17 protein-coding genes are annotated in these 17,221 nt (G+C 37.5%); 8 read left to right on the top strand and 9 right to left on the bottom strand.

The window, feature by feature from the left end; all coding sequences use genetic code 11:
• The gene (locus tag ACLJX0_RS08235) at positions 1–732 is read right to left on the bottom strand and encodes a biotin--[acetyl-CoA-carboxylase] ligase (protein ID WP_410879706.1); all 732 of its coding nucleotides are present in this window, start codon (positions 730–732) and stop codon (positions 1–3) included.
• A 102-nt stretch (positions 733–834) separates the two neighbouring features.
• On the opposite strand from ACLJX0_RS08235, the gene rsfS reads away from it, so the two are divergent.
• The 7 genes from rsfS to ACLJX0_RS08270 all read left to right on the top strand — a co-directional run bounded on the left by rsfS (position 835) and on the right by ACLJX0_RS08270 (position 6,379).
• Positions 835–1,206, top strand: coding sequence for a ribosome silencing factor (gene rsfS, locus ACLJX0_RS08240; protein ID WP_002990216.1), 372 nt, complete (start codon positions 835–837; stop codon positions 1,204–1,206).
• 19 nt (positions 1,207–1,225) lie between these two features.
• A complete protein-coding gene (ftsH, locus tag ACLJX0_RS08245) occupies positions 1,226–3,190 on the top strand; it encodes an ATP-dependent zinc metalloprotease FtsH (protein ID WP_410879707.1) in 1,965 nt (654 codons plus the stop codon).
• 143 nt (positions 3,191–3,333) lie between these two features.
• Positions 3,334–3,906: an LUD domain-containing protein gene (locus ACLJX0_RS08250; protein ID WP_410879708.1), complete on the top strand. Its 573-nt coding sequence runs from the start codon at positions 3,334–3,336 to the stop codon at positions 3,904–3,906.
• A 3-nt stretch (positions 3,907–3,909) separates the two neighbouring features.
• The gene (locus tag ACLJX0_RS08255; RefSeq protein WP_410879709.1) at positions 3,910–4,698 is read left to right on the top strand and encodes a phosphatidate cytidylyltransferase; all 789 of its coding nucleotides are present in this window, start codon (positions 3,910–3,912) and stop codon (positions 4,696–4,698) included.
• Between the two features lie 3 nt (positions 4,699–4,701).
• Positions 4,702–5,355: a phosphatidylserine decarboxylase family protein gene (locus ACLJX0_RS08260; RefSeq protein WP_410879710.1), complete on the top strand. Its 654-nt coding sequence runs from the start codon at positions 4,702–4,704 to the stop codon at positions 5,353–5,355.
• A complete protein-coding gene (locus ACLJX0_RS08265; protein WP_410879711.1) occupies positions 5,355–5,624 on the top strand; it encodes an acyl-CoA-binding protein in 270 nt (89 codons plus the stop codon). Before ACLJX0_RS08260 ends, ACLJX0_RS08265 begins: the two co-directional genes overlap by 1 nt.
• A complete protein-coding gene (locus ACLJX0_RS08270; protein ID WP_410879713.1) occupies positions 5,621–6,379 on the top strand; it encodes a superoxide dismutase in 759 nt (252 codons plus the stop codon). Before ACLJX0_RS08265 ends, ACLJX0_RS08270 begins: the two co-directional genes overlap by 4 nt.
• An 83-nt stretch (positions 6,380–6,462) precedes the next feature.
• Here ACLJX0_RS08270 and dnaB read toward each other — a convergent pair whose 3' ends face one another.
• The 8 genes from dnaB to ACLJX0_RS08310 form a co-directional block, all read right to left on the bottom strand.
• Positions 6,463–8,004 (bottom strand): replicative DNA helicase, encoded by a 1,542-nt coding sequence (gene dnaB, locus ACLJX0_RS08275; protein ID WP_410879714.1) that lies wholly within the window; start codon positions 8,002–8,004, stop codon positions 6,463–6,465.
• A gap of 146 nt (positions 8,005–8,150) precedes the next feature.
• The gene (locus ACLJX0_RS08280; protein ID WP_410879716.1) at positions 8,151–9,104 is read right to left on the bottom strand and encodes an acetyl-CoA carboxylase carboxyltransferase subunit alpha; all 954 of its coding nucleotides are present in this window, start codon (positions 9,102–9,104) and stop codon (positions 8,151–8,153) included.
• Positions 9,105–9,168: 64 nt separating this feature from the next.
• A complete protein-coding gene (locus ACLJX0_RS08285) occupies positions 9,169–10,062 on the bottom strand; it encodes a DMT family transporter (protein ID WP_410879718.1) in 894 nt (297 codons plus the stop codon).
• Positions 10,049–11,122: an LptF/LptG family permease gene (locus tag ACLJX0_RS08290; protein WP_410879720.1), complete on the bottom strand. Its 1,074-nt coding sequence runs from the start codon at positions 11,120–11,122 to the stop codon at positions 10,049–10,051. Before ACLJX0_RS08290 ends, ACLJX0_RS08285 begins: the two co-directional genes overlap by 14 nt.
• A gap of 36 nt (positions 11,123–11,158) precedes the next feature.
• A complete protein-coding gene (tgt, locus tag ACLJX0_RS08295) occupies positions 11,159–12,289 on the bottom strand; it encodes a tRNA guanosine(34) transglycosylase Tgt (protein ID WP_410879721.1) in 1,131 nt (376 codons plus the stop codon).
• A gap of 74 nt (positions 12,290–12,363) precedes the next feature.
• Positions 12,364–13,374, bottom strand: coding sequence for a FecCD family ABC transporter permease (locus tag ACLJX0_RS08300; protein WP_410879810.1), 1,011 nt, complete (start codon positions 13,372–13,374; stop codon positions 12,364–12,366).
• A 3-nt stretch (positions 13,375–13,377) separates the two neighbouring features.
• On the bottom strand, positions 13,378–14,517 hold the full coding sequence (locus tag ACLJX0_RS08305; protein WP_410879723.1) for an ABC transporter substrate-binding protein: 1,140 nt from the start codon (positions 14,515–14,517) through the stop codon (positions 13,378–13,380).
• Between the two features lie 101 nt (positions 14,518–14,618).
• A complete protein-coding gene (locus ACLJX0_RS08310) occupies positions 14,619–15,410 on the bottom strand; it encodes a lipopolysaccharide kinase InaA family protein (RefSeq protein ID WP_410879724.1) in 792 nt (263 codons plus the stop codon).
• A 777-nt stretch (positions 15,411–16,187) separates the two neighbouring features.
• Here ACLJX0_RS08310 and ACLJX0_RS08315 point away from each other — a divergent pair.
• The gene (locus tag ACLJX0_RS08315; protein WP_410879726.1) at positions 16,188–17,216 is read left to right on the top strand and encodes a YncE family protein; all 1,029 of its coding nucleotides are present in this window, start codon (positions 16,188–16,190) and stop codon (positions 17,214–17,216) included.
• The last annotated feature ends 5 nt before the right edge of the window (positions 17,217–17,221 follow it).

Consider the following 17,221-nt stretch of genomic DNA (forward strand, 5'->3'; position numbering starts at 1 on the left):
CTAATATAAAAGTCGGATTTCCTTTAAATCAAATTCAGTTTCGCCCTGATTTTCAACCTCTACTACTAATTTTCCATAAGGCGTTACGCTTTTTATTCTACCATTAAAGCGCGTACCATCTGGCCATTCAAAAGCAGATACAACCTCTTTGCGATACAAATGTGCTTGATATTCTTCCCATATGGACTTTGCCTCTCCCCGCTGTAGTGCTTCGTATCCCTCTTTTAATGTGGCTAGTAACGCGTGTAACAAAACCTCTTTATCCCAAATTCTCTCAGTTAACAAACTCAACGAACTCGCTTTACTCATTGCTGGAAACTGCGTTTGGTTGACATTAATACCTATTCCAACAATCGAATTAATTTCTCCCGTGGATTTAATGCTATTTTCAATGAGTATTCCACAAATTTTCTTATTTCCAGACAAAATGTCATTTGGCCATTTAATAAAAAATGGCAGATTTGCGATTTTTTTTAAGGTGGTTGCGACAGCTAAAGCGACCATCACATTGAGATCAAAAATGCGTTGAACAGTCTCTGCCTTACTCTTCATCAACACACTAAAAGTCAAGTTACTACCTGATTCTGACACCCAAGTTGTCCCTCTTTGTCCTTTGCCAGCAAATTGATTTTCAGTCACAATTGTCGTGAAATTTTCCAAACAGCAAGTTGTTAACATTGTTCTTAAATGAGCATTTGTGGATGCAGTGGCATCGAGTTTGATAATATTCATATAAAATTATTGTAGTCTAATCAGAAGCGATTCACTATATTTGAACCCAAAATTAGGAAACATATTTTTGTTAACTTGAAGAAATTTAGATAAAATCAATAAATGACAAACAAAACTATCAACAACGACGAATTGATTGCTAATATTATCAAAGGAATTGAAGCTGTAAAAGGGGAAAATACGACGATTTTAGATTTAAGAGAGATAGATAACACTCCTTGTGATTATTTCATTATATGTGATGGGAATTCGAATACGCAAGTCAATGCGATTGCGGGTTCCGTTCAAAAAATTGTATCAAAAGAATTACACGACAAACCTTGGCATGTTGAAGGTGAGATTAATGCAGAATGGATTTTAATGGACTATATTAATGTAGTAGTGCATGTATTTCAAAAATCGATTCGCGAATTTTACAACCTAGAGAGCTTGTGGGGAGACGCAAAGATTACAAATATCAACAGCCAATACTAAACTTTAAAATTTATTCTTCATGGCGGGAAACATAAAACCGAACCAAAACAAACCCAAATTTAGTCCGTGGATATTGTACGCGAGCATTGTGGTTATCGTATTGGTTATAAACTTTTTATCGAACGGCAGCGGTGTTGGAGACTCCAAACAACTGGGCCTTTCAAAATTTTTCGACTACCTCAAAGAGGGGAAAGTAGAAAAGGTAGAATTCAACCGTTCAGTTGCTAAAGTATATTTGACGAAAGAGGCTTTACAGAGTAAAGATTTTGAAGAATTACAACGAAAATCAATCCTAGGTAAAGAAAGTACAGGACCTCAATTTGTAACCGAGATTGGAAACTCTGAAATTTTTCAAAAGAAATTAGACGAGGCCGCAAGCGAAGGCAAATTAGTAGAGTACAAATCGGAAGCGGAAAGCAACTGGGGCGATTACTTCATTAGTTTCCTTCCGATTATCATTATCATTGGATTCTGGTTATTCATGATGAGAAGAATGACTGGTGGCGGTGGTGCTGGCGGTGGCGGACAGATTTTCTCTATTGGAAAATCTAAAGCGAAGTTGTTTGATGAGAAAAATGACATCAAAGTAACCTTCAGTGATGTTGCTGGATTAGAAGGAGCAAAAGAAGAAATTGTAGAAATTGTAGAGTTCTTAAAGAACCCTGAAAAATACACCTCCATTGGAGGAAAAATACCCAAAGGAGCTCTTTTAGTAGGACCTCCAGGTACAGGTAAGACTCTTTTAGCAAAAGCAGTAGCTGGCGAAGCAAAGGTTCCTTTCTTTTCGTTGTCAGGTTCTGACTTCGTAGAAATGTTTGTGGGAGTTGGAGCATCACGTGTTCGCGACTTGTTCAAACAAGCAAAAGAAAAATCACCAGCTATCATCTTTATTGATGAGATTGATGCGGTAGGTAGAGCGCGTGGAAAGAGCAATTTCTCTGGATCTAATGACGAAAGAGAAAATACCTTGAACCAATTGCTTACGGAAATGGATGGTTTTGGCTCACATACGAATGTTATTGTATTAGCAGCAACAAACCGTGCAGAAATCTTAGATAAAGCGCTTTTGCGTGCAGGACGTTTTGACAGACAGATTTACGTAGATCTTCCAGATGTAAAAGAAAGAGAAGCAATTTTTAATGTACACTTGCGCAACATCAAACGAGTGGACAACTTAGACATCGACTTCTTAGCGAAACAAACACCAGGATTCTCTGGTGCAGATATTGCTAATGTTTGTAACGAAGCAGCTTTAACAGCAGCGCGTAAGGACAAAAAAGAGGTGGATATGCAAGACTTCTTAGATGCTGTAGATCGTATCATCGGAGGTCTTGAGAAGAAAAACAAAATCATCACGGTTGAAGAGAAATATGCTATTGCTATTCACGAAGCTGGACATGCTACCGTAAGCTGGATGTGTGAACACGCAGCGCCACTGGTAAAGGTAACGATTGTTCCTCGTGGACAAAGTTTAGGGGCAGCCTGGTATCTACCTGCTGAAAGACAAATTGTACGTACGGAACAAATGTTGGACGAAATGTGTGCAACCATGGGTGGGCGTGCAGCAGAAAAAATTGTCTTTGACAAAATCTCTACAGGAGCGTTGAGTGACTTAGAGAAAGTAGCCAAACAAGCAAGAGCAATGGTAACCATCTACGGATTGAATGATAAATTAGGAAACATTACCTACTATGATTCATCAGGTCAAAATGAATACAACTTCAGTAAACCATATTCTGAAGATACAGCCAAGGTAATTGACGAAGAAATCTCTAAGTTAATCGAAGGCCAATATGAACGCGCACAAGCTATTTTGACAGAACACAAGGATAAGCTAATTCAATTAGCCGATTTACTTTGTGAGAAAGAAGTGATTTTCCAACAAGATTTAGAAAATATCTTTGGTAAACGTCCTTTTGACAAATCAAATACAGAGGAAAATACGATTCAATCTCAAACGGATACAGAAAATACAATCGCTTAGTACAGCATTGAAAAGCATACCACTAAAAATCTTAACTTAAAGACTCATTTAAGTTAAGATTTTTTTTATCTTTGAAAATAATAAACATTATACCTATCGACACTTAGCGTATGAGCTTTCTAAAGAAGTTAATTAGCGGATTTATGTCAAAACAAAGCAACGAAGAGGCAGATAAGCAAAGAAGCCAATATCTTCCAGAAACTGTTATGCCTGTTGATGACCTATTCACTGTTAACTTTAAGAATAACGGCGGTAAGTTTTTGTACTGTGATACCCAAGCGGAACTACAAGAAACGTTCGTTAATGTTTTAATGGAAAATGATTGGTTTGAAAAGGAAGCTTTAACGCATGAAAACCAATTCCACTCCTTGCTGAAAGACAACAATGTTCGCTATGTCCATTCCAAAGAACCACTTTTTTTTGTTTCTTCTTGTGAAAGTTTAATTGCTGACGATGGCGCTATTTTATTTTGCGACAAACAACTTAAAGATTACAAACCCCATGAAATTCCTGACAATGTGATTATCATTGCCGCAACGAGTCAAATTACACGCACAAAAAGCGATGGGTTACGTGAAATAAAAAGAAAATACAGCAGTGCACTTCCGACAAACATCACGGCTATTAACTGCTTTAAACCATCTGTCAATCAAGATTTCCTAAGCTATGGCAGATCTCCAAAAAATTTATATTTACTTTTATTAGAAGATCTATAACTTATGTCTGAAACCGTTAAAAGAACAATATCTGGAGTCATCTATATTGTTCTACTACTTAGCGCAACTTTGTATGATGTGCTCACGTTCAAAATACTCTTTGGATTTTTTATGCTTGTCGCGGCCTATGAGTTTGCTAAACTGATTAATTTATCGAAGTACTTCAGTATAGGAATGAGTGTAGTGGCCGTAGTAGCCATTTTTCAAGATTGTTTTCCATTGCCTATGCATGCCATAGCTATCGCTTCGTTTTTAATCCTACTTGCTATTACAGCTGAGCTATTCACTACGCGTAAACCCAATCGGAGTTTACCTGTAAAGATTATCATCTTCTTAGGTTATATTATCGGTACTTTTCTTGCGTTTTTACACCTTCCCTATACCCCAGAAGGCTATCAGCCACAAATCGTTATTGGAATCTTAATTTTAGTATGGACCAATGATACTTTTGCGTATATTGTAGGGAAGAAGTTCGGTAAACACAAGCTATTTGAACGCATTTCACCCAAAAAAACCATCGAAGGCTTAGTTGGGGGTATTGTGTTCGCAATTATTGCCTCACTTGTACTAAATCACTTTTTTACCTCATTAAATGTGTATATTTGGATTGCAAGTGCTATTTTTGTAGGATTATTTGGTACACTTGGTGACTTGGTTGAATCACATTTCAAACGAGAAGCTGGTGTGAAAGATAGTGGCAACATCATGCCTGGGCATGGAGGTATTTTAGATCGCTTAGACAGTATCTTATTTATCTCTCCCTTTTTGTATATCATTTTTCAAATTTTATAAGTCATGTTTCATAAAGAAGGAACTAAAATTATTTTTTTCTCGTTAGTAGTCGCTGTAATCTTTATTGTAGTTTTAGATTATGTGATAACGATTGATTGGTTAAGAATGGCCTTGTCGTCTATTATTCTAGCACTACTACTCTTAGTATTGCAATTTTTTAGAAATCCAAACAGAAGTATTACACCAAACGACAATGTTATCGTAGCTCCTGTGGATGGGAAAGTGGTTGTAATAGAAGAAGTTTATGAGCCAGAGTACTTTAAAGACAACCGATTGATGGTATCGATTTTCATGTCTCCAATTAATGTACACGTTACGCGTTATGGACTAAGTGGGTTGATTAAATACAGTCAATATCACGCAGGAAAATATTTGGTAGCTTGGCATCCAAAAGCTAGTGAAGAAAACGAAAGAACCACTGTTGTCATTGAAAATAAGGTGTTTGGGGAAGTAATGTACCGTCAGATTGCGGGTGCATTAGCCAAACGTATCATTAACTATGCAAAACCAGGAATGCAAGCCATCCAAGGGACAGATGCAGGTTTTATTAAATTCGGATCTAGAGTAGACCTATATTTACCGATTGGAACAAAAGTAGACGTGGTATTAAACCAAAAAGCTATTGGAAACAAAACGGTAATTGCAAAAAAACAGTAATGAACGAGCAACTAGAAAAAGACTTTTTAGAAGCCTATAATCGCATTTCTAAGGAAGCGAGGAACCTGGCTCCCGATGTGATGCTGCGGATTTATGCTTACTACAAACAAGCAACTAATGGTTTGAGTCATCAAGACTTTGAGCATATGTCTCATGATTTAAAGAAAGCTTTTAAATTTAATGCCTGGACACAAGTTAGTCACTTATCAACAGATCAAGCAAAAATAGAGTATATCCAACTAGCTCGCACTATTTTAAACGAAAAATGAAAAACATCAAGTTGTTATTCGCTTTTGTATTCCTGACGGTATTGGCGTTTTCATGTGGAAAACAAAACGAACGTATTGAAGTTGAGATTCCCAAAAGGGAGACGTTTATCGTAGAGAAAAAATCGATTCTTGGTCAAGAGAAAGTCAAAACGAAACAAGGCCCTTTTGACATGCAAGCGCTTTCTTTTCAATACGAAGAACTAGAATCCTTGTTTAAACCTGAAGATTTAGCGCTTCACTACGGCGTGATTCATTTGGATTATGCTAATCGCTTAAATACTGCTATTCACGGTACATCTTACGTGACAGATAGCTTACCTGGTATTTTAACCAAGGTAATGCCTACACAAAATGAGATAGCAAATGTAGCAGGAGCGTATTACAACCACAATTTCTTTTGGAACTCATTAACCAAGAATACAACTACCAACCCGAATACAACTTTATCCGCACTTATTTCATCCAACTTTGGTTCTTACAACAACCTAAAAGCAGAAATCTTGCGAATAGCGGTGGAATTTGAAGGTTCAGGATGGTTGTGGCTGTTAGTGGATCACCACCATAACCTAGTGTTAGCCACTACAGTAAACAACGAAAATCCAATCACCCAAAAACTAGGGAAACCACTTTTAGTGATTGATTTATGGGAACATGCGTATTTGCCTTCATACAAAAATGACAAAGAAAAATACATCAAGACTTTGCTTCCTCATTTGAATTGGGAATTTGCTAATCTTCGATTGGAAAATAAATAACAAAAAAATCTTTCGCTTTTTTTGTTATTGTTTACAGTTTACGGTATAGCTAACTGTTAACTGAAACCGTAAACTGTAAACTCCTAAAAAGGAACATCATCATCATTAAACACATCCCTTGCAGGAGGTAAATGTTGAGCCATATTTGCTCCTTCTCTATTATTGATTGCAGAAGAAAAGACACCATCGCTATCAATCAATCCTTCAATACGGGCATCTTCATCTAAGTTGTCAAATTTACCGTACATCCCTAAGAATTTTAGGCGGATATTATCCAAACCACCATTTCTGTGTTTTGCAACGATAAATTCGGCTTGACCAGCTGTAGGAGAACGAAACTCATCATCCCATTCTTCAATTTTATAGTACTCTGGGCGATAAATAAACGATACGATATCCGCATCTTGCTCAATTGCTCCAGACTCCCTTAAATCGGATAGTAATGGCCTTTTAGAGGTCCCTCTAGTTTCCACGGCACGGGATAACTGTGACAAAGCAATCACGGGAATATCTAACTCCTTTGCCAACGCTTTTAAGTTTCGTGAAATGGTCGAAATCTCTTGCTCACGGTTTCCTCCTCCTTTTTGGCTACCTCCTGCCGTCATCAGCTGTAAATAGTCAATGACGATTAGTTTAATGCCGTACTGGGACGCTAAACGCCTTGCTTTGGCACGTAAATCGAAAATAGACAAAGAGGGGGTATCATCAATAAACAAAGGGGCACGTTCTAAATCTTTTACTTTTACGTTTAGCTGTTCCCATTCGTGTTTTTCGAGCTTTCCTGTACGCAATTTTTCCGAAGACAAACCTGTTTCTGAAGAAATCAAACGCGTGATTAGCTGTACAGAAGACATCTCTAGGGAGAAAAAAGCCACACCCGCACCTGATGCGATAGCGATATTACGCGCCATAGACAGTACGAAGGCTGTTTTTCCCATCCCCGGGCGAGCCGCAATAATAATCAAATCACTGGGTTGCCAGCCTGAGGTCAATTCATCTAACTTGTGAAATCCCGTGGGCAAACCACTCAATCCTTCTTTCGTACTAATTTCTTCGATTCGCTTTTTGGCTTGTGCCACTAAACTTTGTGCGGTTTCCGAACTCTTTTTAATATTTCCTTGGGTAACTTCATAAAGTTTAGCCTCTGCCTTATCTAATAAGTCAAAAACGTCCGTTGTTTCATCATAGGCATCTTCGATAATTTCATTGGAGATGCGAATCAAACTGCGTTGAATAAACTTTTGAAGAATCACCCGAGAGTGAAACTCAATATGCGCTGAGGAGCTAATTTTTTGCGTTAAACTAACCAAGTATGCATCTCCACCAGCCATATCCAATTTAGCGTTCTTGCGGAGTTGAGCAGAGACTGTTAGTAGATCAATGGGTTGATTTCCTACAAATAATTGATCAATGGCTTCAAAAATATACTTATGCCCTTCTTTATAAAAAGCTTCTGGCTGAAGAATGTCAATTACTTCGTCAATTCCCTTTTTATCAATCATCATAGCACCCAAAACAGCCTCCTCAAAATCAGTTACTTGAGGGGGTAATTTCCCTTTTTCTAAAGCGATTACGTCTTTAGTAAAAGAGCTCGTATAGGGGCGTATATCTTTTGCTTTTTCCATAGTGCAAAAATAAGTCTTTTTTTGGTATGCTGTTTATTCTATTTCTGAACAATAAAAGTAACCTTTTTTCATTTGATTTCAGAACGATTAAAGCACAAAAAATCCGAGCGTAAACTCGGATTTTTTATTTTGTTTATCTTGTTTGATTAGCCTTTGTACTCTCCCATTTCGAAATACTTCTCCATGCGTTGGTTAAGTAATTTATCTACTGGTGCTTTTGCTAATTCTTTGTATGTTTTCTCAATGTATGATCGCACTGATTCAAACGTAGCTTCTCTATCCGAATGTGCTCCACCTAATGGTTCAGCGATAATATCATCTACTAATTTATTCTTTTTCATGTCGTACGAAGTCAATTTTAAGGCATCAGCTGCTTGTTCCTTGTACTCCCAGCTTCTCCATAAGATAGAAGAACACGATTCTGGTGAAATTACCGAATACCACGTATTTTCTAACATGGTAACACGATCTCCTACACCGATACCCAACGCACCTCCTGAAGCACCTTCACCGATAATAATACAGATGATTGGCACTTTAATGCGGAACATTTCGTAAATATTACGAGCGATTGCCTCTCCTTGTCCTCTTTCTTCAGCTTCTAACCCTGGGTATGCCCCTGGTGTATCGATAAGCGTTACGATTGGAATATTAAATTTCTCAGCCATTTGCATTAGACGCAACGCTTTACGGTATCCTTCTGGATTCGCCATCCCGAAGTTTCTATACTGTCTTGTCTTTGTGTTGAACCCTTTTTGTTGGCCAACAAACATAAAACTTTGATCTCCGATTTTACCTAAACCACCAATCATAGCCTTGTCGTCTTTTACATTTCGATCCCCAAATAATTCTAAAAAGGTATCTCCACAAAGCGCTTTGATATAATCAACCGTGTAGGGTCTGTTTGGGTGCCTTGATAATTGTACACGTTGCCAAGGAGTCAAATTCTTATATATTGTTTTCTTTGTCTCTTCTAATTTCTTCTCGATTTGTGAGCAAGTAGTCGATACATCAACATCAGATTCTTCCCCGATTAACGTACATTTTTTTAACTGCTCCTCAAGTTCTTTAATAGGAAGCTCAAAATCTAAATATTCCATTTATGAATAAATTTTAGTTTCAATTACTAATCACAAAGATAAAGTTTTCCTCTATATAGCCCTACTATATTTTAGCAAGTTTTATCTTTTTCCTGTTTTTAACAATAGCATTTAGCACTACTGTACTTAATATTAACAAGGCTCCGACATAAAATTCGGGGCTCATTTTTTCACTGTCTTTAAAGATTAGGATAGCCAATAGGATTCCATATACCGGTTCTAGGTTAATGGTTAGCATAACGGTAAAAGGCGTAATATACTTCATCACGTAGACGGATCCGATAAAGGCAAAAGCCGTACAAAACGTTCCTAAAACCAACAACCAGAGCCAGTCCGTTGTCGTTACGGTAAAGAATTCAGCAGTGAATCCCCCACTAAACAACAGATAGAGGGTTAGAATAAGCAATCCACCGACCATTTCGTAGAAGGTAATGATTGACGCGGAGGAGTGTTGGGCGAATTTACCATTGATAATTGAAAAAACGGCAGATAAGCAAGCTGCACTCAAAGCCAATAGAATCCCCTCCACATATTCCGTGCTCACGCTAAAAATAAGACCTAGCGCACAAACGACAATAAAACCGAAGAAAACTTCATAGGCAATAATCTTTCGTTTATAGAAGATAGGTTCCAAAATAGACGTAAAAAAGGCACCTGTTGACAAACAAGCTAAGGTAACCGATATGTTGGATACTTTAATCGCCCAGAAAAAAGTCAACCAATGCAAGGCAATGACAATTCCTGCGGCTAAAAAACGCATGACATTACTTTTTGAATCCTTGAGGGTTTGTCGTTTAAACCCAAAAAGTAGTAAAAGCGTAATTATGGCAATCAAAATTCGGTACCAAACCAATGGTAAGGCATCTAGTGTAATTAAATTACCTAGAATCGCTGTAAACCCCCATATAAAAACAATAAGGTGTAGCAGCAAATTACTCTTTACATTATCTGCGAGCATTTCGTAATAAAAATATAGCTAAAATTGCAAAAGTGACATTCGGAATCCAGACCGCCACCAGGGGTGACATACTAGAAGCCTCTGCCAAAACACTAAAAATCTTATCGAAGAAAACATAGATAAAAGCCAGGGCAATACCAATCGCTAGGTTAATTCCCATTCCCCCTCTACGCTTCATAGAAGAAACTGATACGGCGATAATTGTTAGAATAAAGGCCGAAACTGGTACACTATATTTCTTGTACAACACCACCAAATGCACGTTAATATTAGACGAGCCTCGCATGCGCTCTTTTTCAATGAATCGTTTGAGTTGTCCCAAAGTCATTGTTTCAGCCGCATATACAACAGGACTCAAGTCGTCAATATCAAATTCCAAATGCAATTCTTTCGAATCTGCAGACTCTAAGATATCTCCATCTTCCCCAAGTTCACGTTTGGAATAGTCATACAAGGTATACATTTTTGTTTCAGCATTCCACTCGATACGCTTCGCTTCCATTTTAGACACCAATTGGTTGCCATCAAACTCTTCGATGGTAAAATTATACCCCGTATTGGTGCTGTAATTAAAGTTACTAACAAAAATAAATTCATTGGCATTGATTTGCTTAAAAACGTTCTGGCTTTCTCTCACCTCATCTCGTTTCAGGTATTTATACCGGAAATCATTATATCCAGCACTAGCTTTTGGCACAATATACACAGCCATGGCTAAGGCTAGGAATGAAATAAGTGTTGCTCCAATTAAATAGGGACGCAAAAAACGAGTAAAGGAAATTCCAGAACTTAGAATAGCGACAATTTCGGTATTATTCGCTAATTTGGAGGTAAACCAAATAATCGAAATAAACAGAAATATAGGGAATAACATATTGGCAAAATAGACTGTAAAATCCAAGTAGTACAAGATTGTTGCTTGTAGTGGTACTTTGTTTTCCAGGATTTTATTAATCTTTTCTGAGACGTCAATGACAATACCAATAGGTACAAACAGCAAGAGCATCACAAAAAAAGTGGCTAAATATCGCTTTAAAATATACCAGTCTATAATTTTCATCTGTTCCCTATTTTGCTATTAGACGTATGTTGCTTGTTACAATCGCTCCCCCAATTGTTTCACCATTTTATTTTTCCACGTGGCGAACGTACCTGCTAAAATTTGTTGACGCGCTTCGCGTACCAGCCACATATAGAATCCTAAATTGTGAATAGATGCAATCTGTTTTCCCAGAGATTCATTAGCAGCAAAGAGGTGACGTAAATAGGCTTTTGAGTATTCCGTATCTACCCAAGTATGCCCCATGGCATCAATGGGAGAGAAATCATCTTCCCATTTTTTATTTTTGATATTGATAATTCCTTCAGCCGTAAACAACATTCCATTTCTGGCATTTCGCGTTGGCATCACACAGTCGAACATGTCTACTCCTAAGGCAATATTTTCTAAGATATTAATTGGCGTACCTACTCCCATTAAATAGCGTGGTTTATCTTCTGGTAAAATAGACGTTACCACATCTGTCATGGCGTACATTTCTTCTGCGGGTTCTCCTACAGACAATCCACCGATAGCGTTTCCTTCTGCCCCAACATTGGCGATGTATTCTGCAGATTGTTGGCGTAAATCTTTATACGTACTTCCCTGTACAATTGGGAATAACGCTTGAGAATAACCGTATAACTCTGGCGTTTTATTAAAATGTGTCACACAGCGGTCTAACCAACGATGTGTCATGTGCATGGAGCGTTTTGCGTAGCGGTAATCACAAGGATAAGGCGTACATTCATCAAAGGCCATGATAATATCCGCTCCAATAGCGCGTTGAATTTCCATTACATTTTCTGGAGAGAAAAAGTGATAGGATCCATCAATATGCGATTTGAACTTCACTCCATCTTCTTTAATTTTTCTATTTGCAGAAAGGGAATAGACTTGAAATCCTCCACTATCCGTTAAGATATTGCGGTCCCAGTTCATGAATTTATGCAAACCACCTGCTTGCTTTAAGATTTCTACTTTTGGTCGTAGATATAAATGATAGGTATTTCCGAGAATAATATCTGGATTAATTTCTTCCTTTAATTCCCTTTGGTGCACTCCTTTTACCGTAGCCACCGTTCCTACAGGCATGAAAATAGGTGTTTCAATTACACCGTGATCCGTTGTAATTTTTCCAGCACGCGCACGTGACTGGGCATCAGTATGTAATAATTCGAACTTCATATTGTCTATTTACAGCTTGCAAAGATAATTTAAAACTCATCATCCCGCCTAGTTTTTATCTATTTTTCTATTTTCTACAGCATGCGGTATTTAAATACCAAGGCAATTACAATTGGAGCCCCTAACATCGCTGTAATAGCATTAATGGGTAAAATTGCGTGGGGATTGACTTGCGTCAGCATATCACAGAGCAAAAGGAGCGTACTACCAAGTAGCATACAAGCGCCAATCAGGGTGCGATGTGTATTTGTTTGCCACAACAAGCGAGCGATATGGGGCACAGCTAAACCAATAAAAGCAATCGGCCCAACAAAAGCCGTGGCGCCCCCTGCCAATAACCCCGTAGTGATAATAATTAAATTTCGCGTTTGTTTGATGTTAATTCCCAAAGAAGCGGCATACGCATCTCCCAACAACAAAGCATCTAATCGTCGGATTAAAACTAAAGATAATCCCAATCCGATACTAACGACAAATAAAAAAAGAAAAATCATCTCTTGGGAAAGATTACCCAAACTTCCCGACATCCACACCACGTATTTTTTCAGCTGATCTGCCTCACTAAAGTAGGTAAGGATGGTGATGATCGCATTGGCAAAACTACCAAACATCAAGCCAACAATTAACACAGTTACTGCATTTTTAACGCGACTAGAAACAGCCAGAACCACGAGCAGTAAAAAGACACTCCCCAAGACGGAGGTTAGCAATAAGGTATAATTGGAGGTCAAATACGGTGTAATAAAGGCAGGCAACAGTGTACCTCCGAATAAAACCAAGGCCACTCCTAGTCCAGCCCCGGCACTAATTCCCAATACATAGGATTCCGCCATGGGATTGCGAAAGAGCGTTTGCATCAGCAATCCACTCAACGAAAGTGAAATTCCCACTAAAATAGCAACAAGGGCTTTAGGTAGGCGATAATGTAAAACAATGTATTCCCAAGAGGCTTTAGTTCCCTCCTGACCGGTGAGAATACGAATAACTTCTTTAAAGGGAATAGCCACACTGCCCCAAGAAAGATTGAGTATCAATACGAGGATAACAACTAAAATCCCCAGTCCCCAGCTTATTTTTCGCGTCATCATTTACTGTAATTGTCGATAAAAATGCGGTTGATATGCAGGAATTACTTCTGGATGTAATATCCATAAGAGATCTTGGAGTACCCAATCTGGTCGCAACGGTCCCCATTCATAGAAAAGTGCCCCTCCTGTTTGTCCTTTCGTTGGTGCAAACGAATATACCTTTTTATTTTTAAAGGCGTCAAACTGCTTATAATGCGGATTAGCTGCAGCTAAATCACGAAGTGATTCATAATGCCCTGGATTAATCCAAAAGTCGGCCTGTTGTCCTTTTTCTAGCACTTGCTCAAAAGAAAGCGCTAAACTTCCTACTCCTTTCGTTTCTTTCCACAGATAGTTTGCCTTCGCATCTTTAAAATATTTCGCTGCCCAGCTATTCCCTTCAGGTAAATACCAGGCATCCCCGTACATCACCCCGCTGAGCACTGTTGGTTGTTCCACAATGGAGTGAACCAATTTTACTGCAGCAGTATAATTCGCAACAATCTGATCAAAAAACTGATTTGCCTCTTTTTCCTTGTCGTATAAAACGCCAAAAAGTTTAATCCATTCAGCTTTTCCCAATGGATTTTGCTCCGTCCAATCTCCATTGTATAGAACAGGAATACCTGATTGTTCAATGGTTTGTAGCGCTTTATTACCATTATCCATGGCAAAAACCATCAATACATCAGGTTGTATATCTACGATAGCTTCCACGTCCAAAGTTTCATTCTGTCCCAATTCACGAACCTGCCCTTCTTTAATTCGATTGCGTACTACTTCCGTAGAAATATAGTCCAATCCCGCAAATCCAGTAAGGGTAGAAATTTCATCTAACACAGCTAAGGCTGGAATATGAGTAGTGGAAGTGCAGGCTATGGTCTGAATGGGAATTTGAATTTGCTTATATTGCTGAAGTGAATCAGGCACTTCAGCTTGTGCTCTTTTCAAGACATAGGTAAAATGTTCCGCAGCTCCCACCCAAGGTTGAGTAATTCGCACCACGTATAAATCATCATAAGCCGATAGCGTAAAACCTTGAGCATAAGTAATCCATGCTTGTTGTAGGTGTTGGTTTGCCTGTTGTGTGGATTTATCTTTACATCCAACAAAACAAAACAAGCCCAAACACCCCAAAAAATAAAGCGCTAGTTTTTTCATTTTACTTGTGTTTACCACACAAAAATAAGTTTTTTTTAGCGAGGATTAGCCTTTGACTTTTTGTTCCCTGTGACGTGGTCTTCAAATCACAAAAAAAGCCGCTACTCCCCGCTCAATAAAAAACGCTTCATCTTAAATTTAATATCCTTCTTCTTATAAAATCTAAATTGGAACTTAATCGTCTCTAACCACAAGCGAATAAATACTTCTTTAGAATTCTTTCCAATAAGTCTCGCGTAGTGTTCAGCCATTTTTTCGATATCCTGAATGTTTGTCGTTAAATGTGCTAAGTTTTTCATTCGTTCAGAAAAGGACATCGTTTGATTAAATTTCATTCGATTGATATCCACCAGGTAAAAGACGAACGTTCCCTCCTTCTGTTTTTGAATGAGGGTATTTCCTGGGGAGTGATCTAAAAACTTAATTCCTTTCTCATGTAATCCATACGAAAACAGCACAAATTCTTCCAAAATCAATGCTCTATTGGGATAATTCTTTTGGGTAATCAAATCGCGATACGTAATTTCGGCCTCCACGAATTCTGAAATATAATAGGTGTTTTGAATGGTTGTAGCTGTGCTGTATTCAAAATAAGCTACAGCTTGTGGGCTAGCCACCCCTAGTTCTTTTAATTTTTCTGCGTGTTCAAACGACCGTTGTCCTTTGGGTTTTCTCAGCCATTTATATACGCGTTTATTTATTGCGTTGGGAATTTTAAACGACTTAATCGCTACGCGTTGTCCCGTTGATAAAGTAGCTAGTTTAATTGTATTTCTACTCCCTTTAAAAAGATAGGTTGATTGGGTTGAATAATTTTCGATTAGGTTGGTTAGCTCCTGTTCTAGGTTGTGATATAAGGGATGAATAACCTTCGTTATCCTGGGTTGAGTCATTGTTTTTTATTTATAAGGTTACCTAGGCAAGATACCGCTATTTCAGGAAACTAAACCCGTACCTAAAAACACACAAAAGATTGAAAAACAGTTAATTACAAAATAACAACACACAAAAATCAATTGCTTTATTTTTTATACTCTTTGACCTATATTAAGAATAATATTTCTTTATTCTCCCTTAACAACCTTATTTCATTCACTTTTGCTCCTTTTCTATTCTCTTTAATAAATCTTCCTAACTCTACCTTCTTCTTTATTTACCGTACACGGGTTTTTACTGTTTTTGCGAATTTTACTCCTTTATCCCATTTTCATTTCCTTTTTTACATCGCAAAGTTTCTTTTTGTGCTATTCATTCATCTTTAGTTTGAAACATTCCGAACCAAAAAGAAGATAAAGAAGCGTATTCCATTTTTTTTCCTTTTTAAGATTTCAAACCACACCAATCGTTAAGAAAGAGTTAACGCATCTTAACATCTTTCTTTTGAACGCAAAAAAGTGTGCTTCGAACATACTACATTTCTCTTCTTAGCGTTAGTGTTTAAACAGGTCAAAAAGTGTGTTTTCCGGAATTAAGCGAACCATACTCCCTCCTTATTAATCGAAAGGAAATAAGGATAAATGTTGATTTCAATACTAATTCAAGTGTTAGCGGATAAATTTTATGGTTTAGCTCTTGTTTATTTCAGAATAAAAACTAATTTTGAGAAAGATAAAAATTAACATTTTATTAAACTTTCACTTTTGTGTAATACTAATACTATGCAACTAAATATGAAAAAACTTTTATTTCTAGCACTATCATTATCAATACTTTCAACATCTTGTAGTACATCGGATGATCCATTTGTAGAAGTACCAAAAGCGCCAAACATGGATAATGGTCTACTGATATTGAACCAAGGTGGTTTTGAGTATAATGATGCATCCATAGGATTTTCAAGTTTTGCTTACGATAAATACCACGCGAATATGGCCCTAACTGCAGACAAAGTATTAGGTGATAAAGCACAGAGTATGGCTTTTAAAGGGAATCAAGCGTTTGTTGTATTAAAAGGCTCAAATAAAGTTGAAATTTTCAATCGTTATACCCTCAAACACGAAGGTACAATTACCGAAGGGTTAGCTAAACCGTTGTATGTTGCGTTTGCCAACAACAACATTTTTGTTACGAACGAAGAAACTCAAACGGTAAGTGTATACGATGCAAACTATAAATTCCTGACCCTAATTAAAATTAATGCTCCAGTAGGTCAAATCTTAGCTTGGCATACCAAAATATACGTACAGAAGAACATTTCAGCAGAGAAAAGTGAAATTGTTGTTATTGATGCGAAATTTAACATCACTTCCACAATTGCGATTGAAAAAGAAATGCAAGATATGGTAACACTAGGAGATTTTGTATATGCTATTTCAAGTACAGCTGATAAATCGTTCTTTTACAAAATTGATGCACAACAAGATGAGGCTGTTATCAAATTCTTTTCTACGAAAAATTCAGCTGCTAAGAACTTGCGTTTAGACAATAACGATTTGTATTATACGAGTAATAATTCCGTTTACAAATGGAATCCGCATGATACTAATGTACAAGTAGGAGCGGTATTGACAATTCCAGAGAAAGATTACAACGCAGCTTCTACCTTCTATGGTTTCAACGTAATTAAAAACACCATTTACATTGGAGATGCAGGCGATATGTTGGATCCGAGTACGGTATATATCTACCAAAATGGAGAAATGATTAACAGTTTTACAGCGGGAATTTTAACTAGTAATTTCTACGCGAACTACAAATAATGCAA

Origin of the sequence: Myroides sp. DW712 (assembly GCF_046557355.1) — a bacterium.
GTDB lineage: Bacteria > Bacteroidota > Bacteroidia > Flavobacteriales > Flavobacteriaceae > Flavobacterium.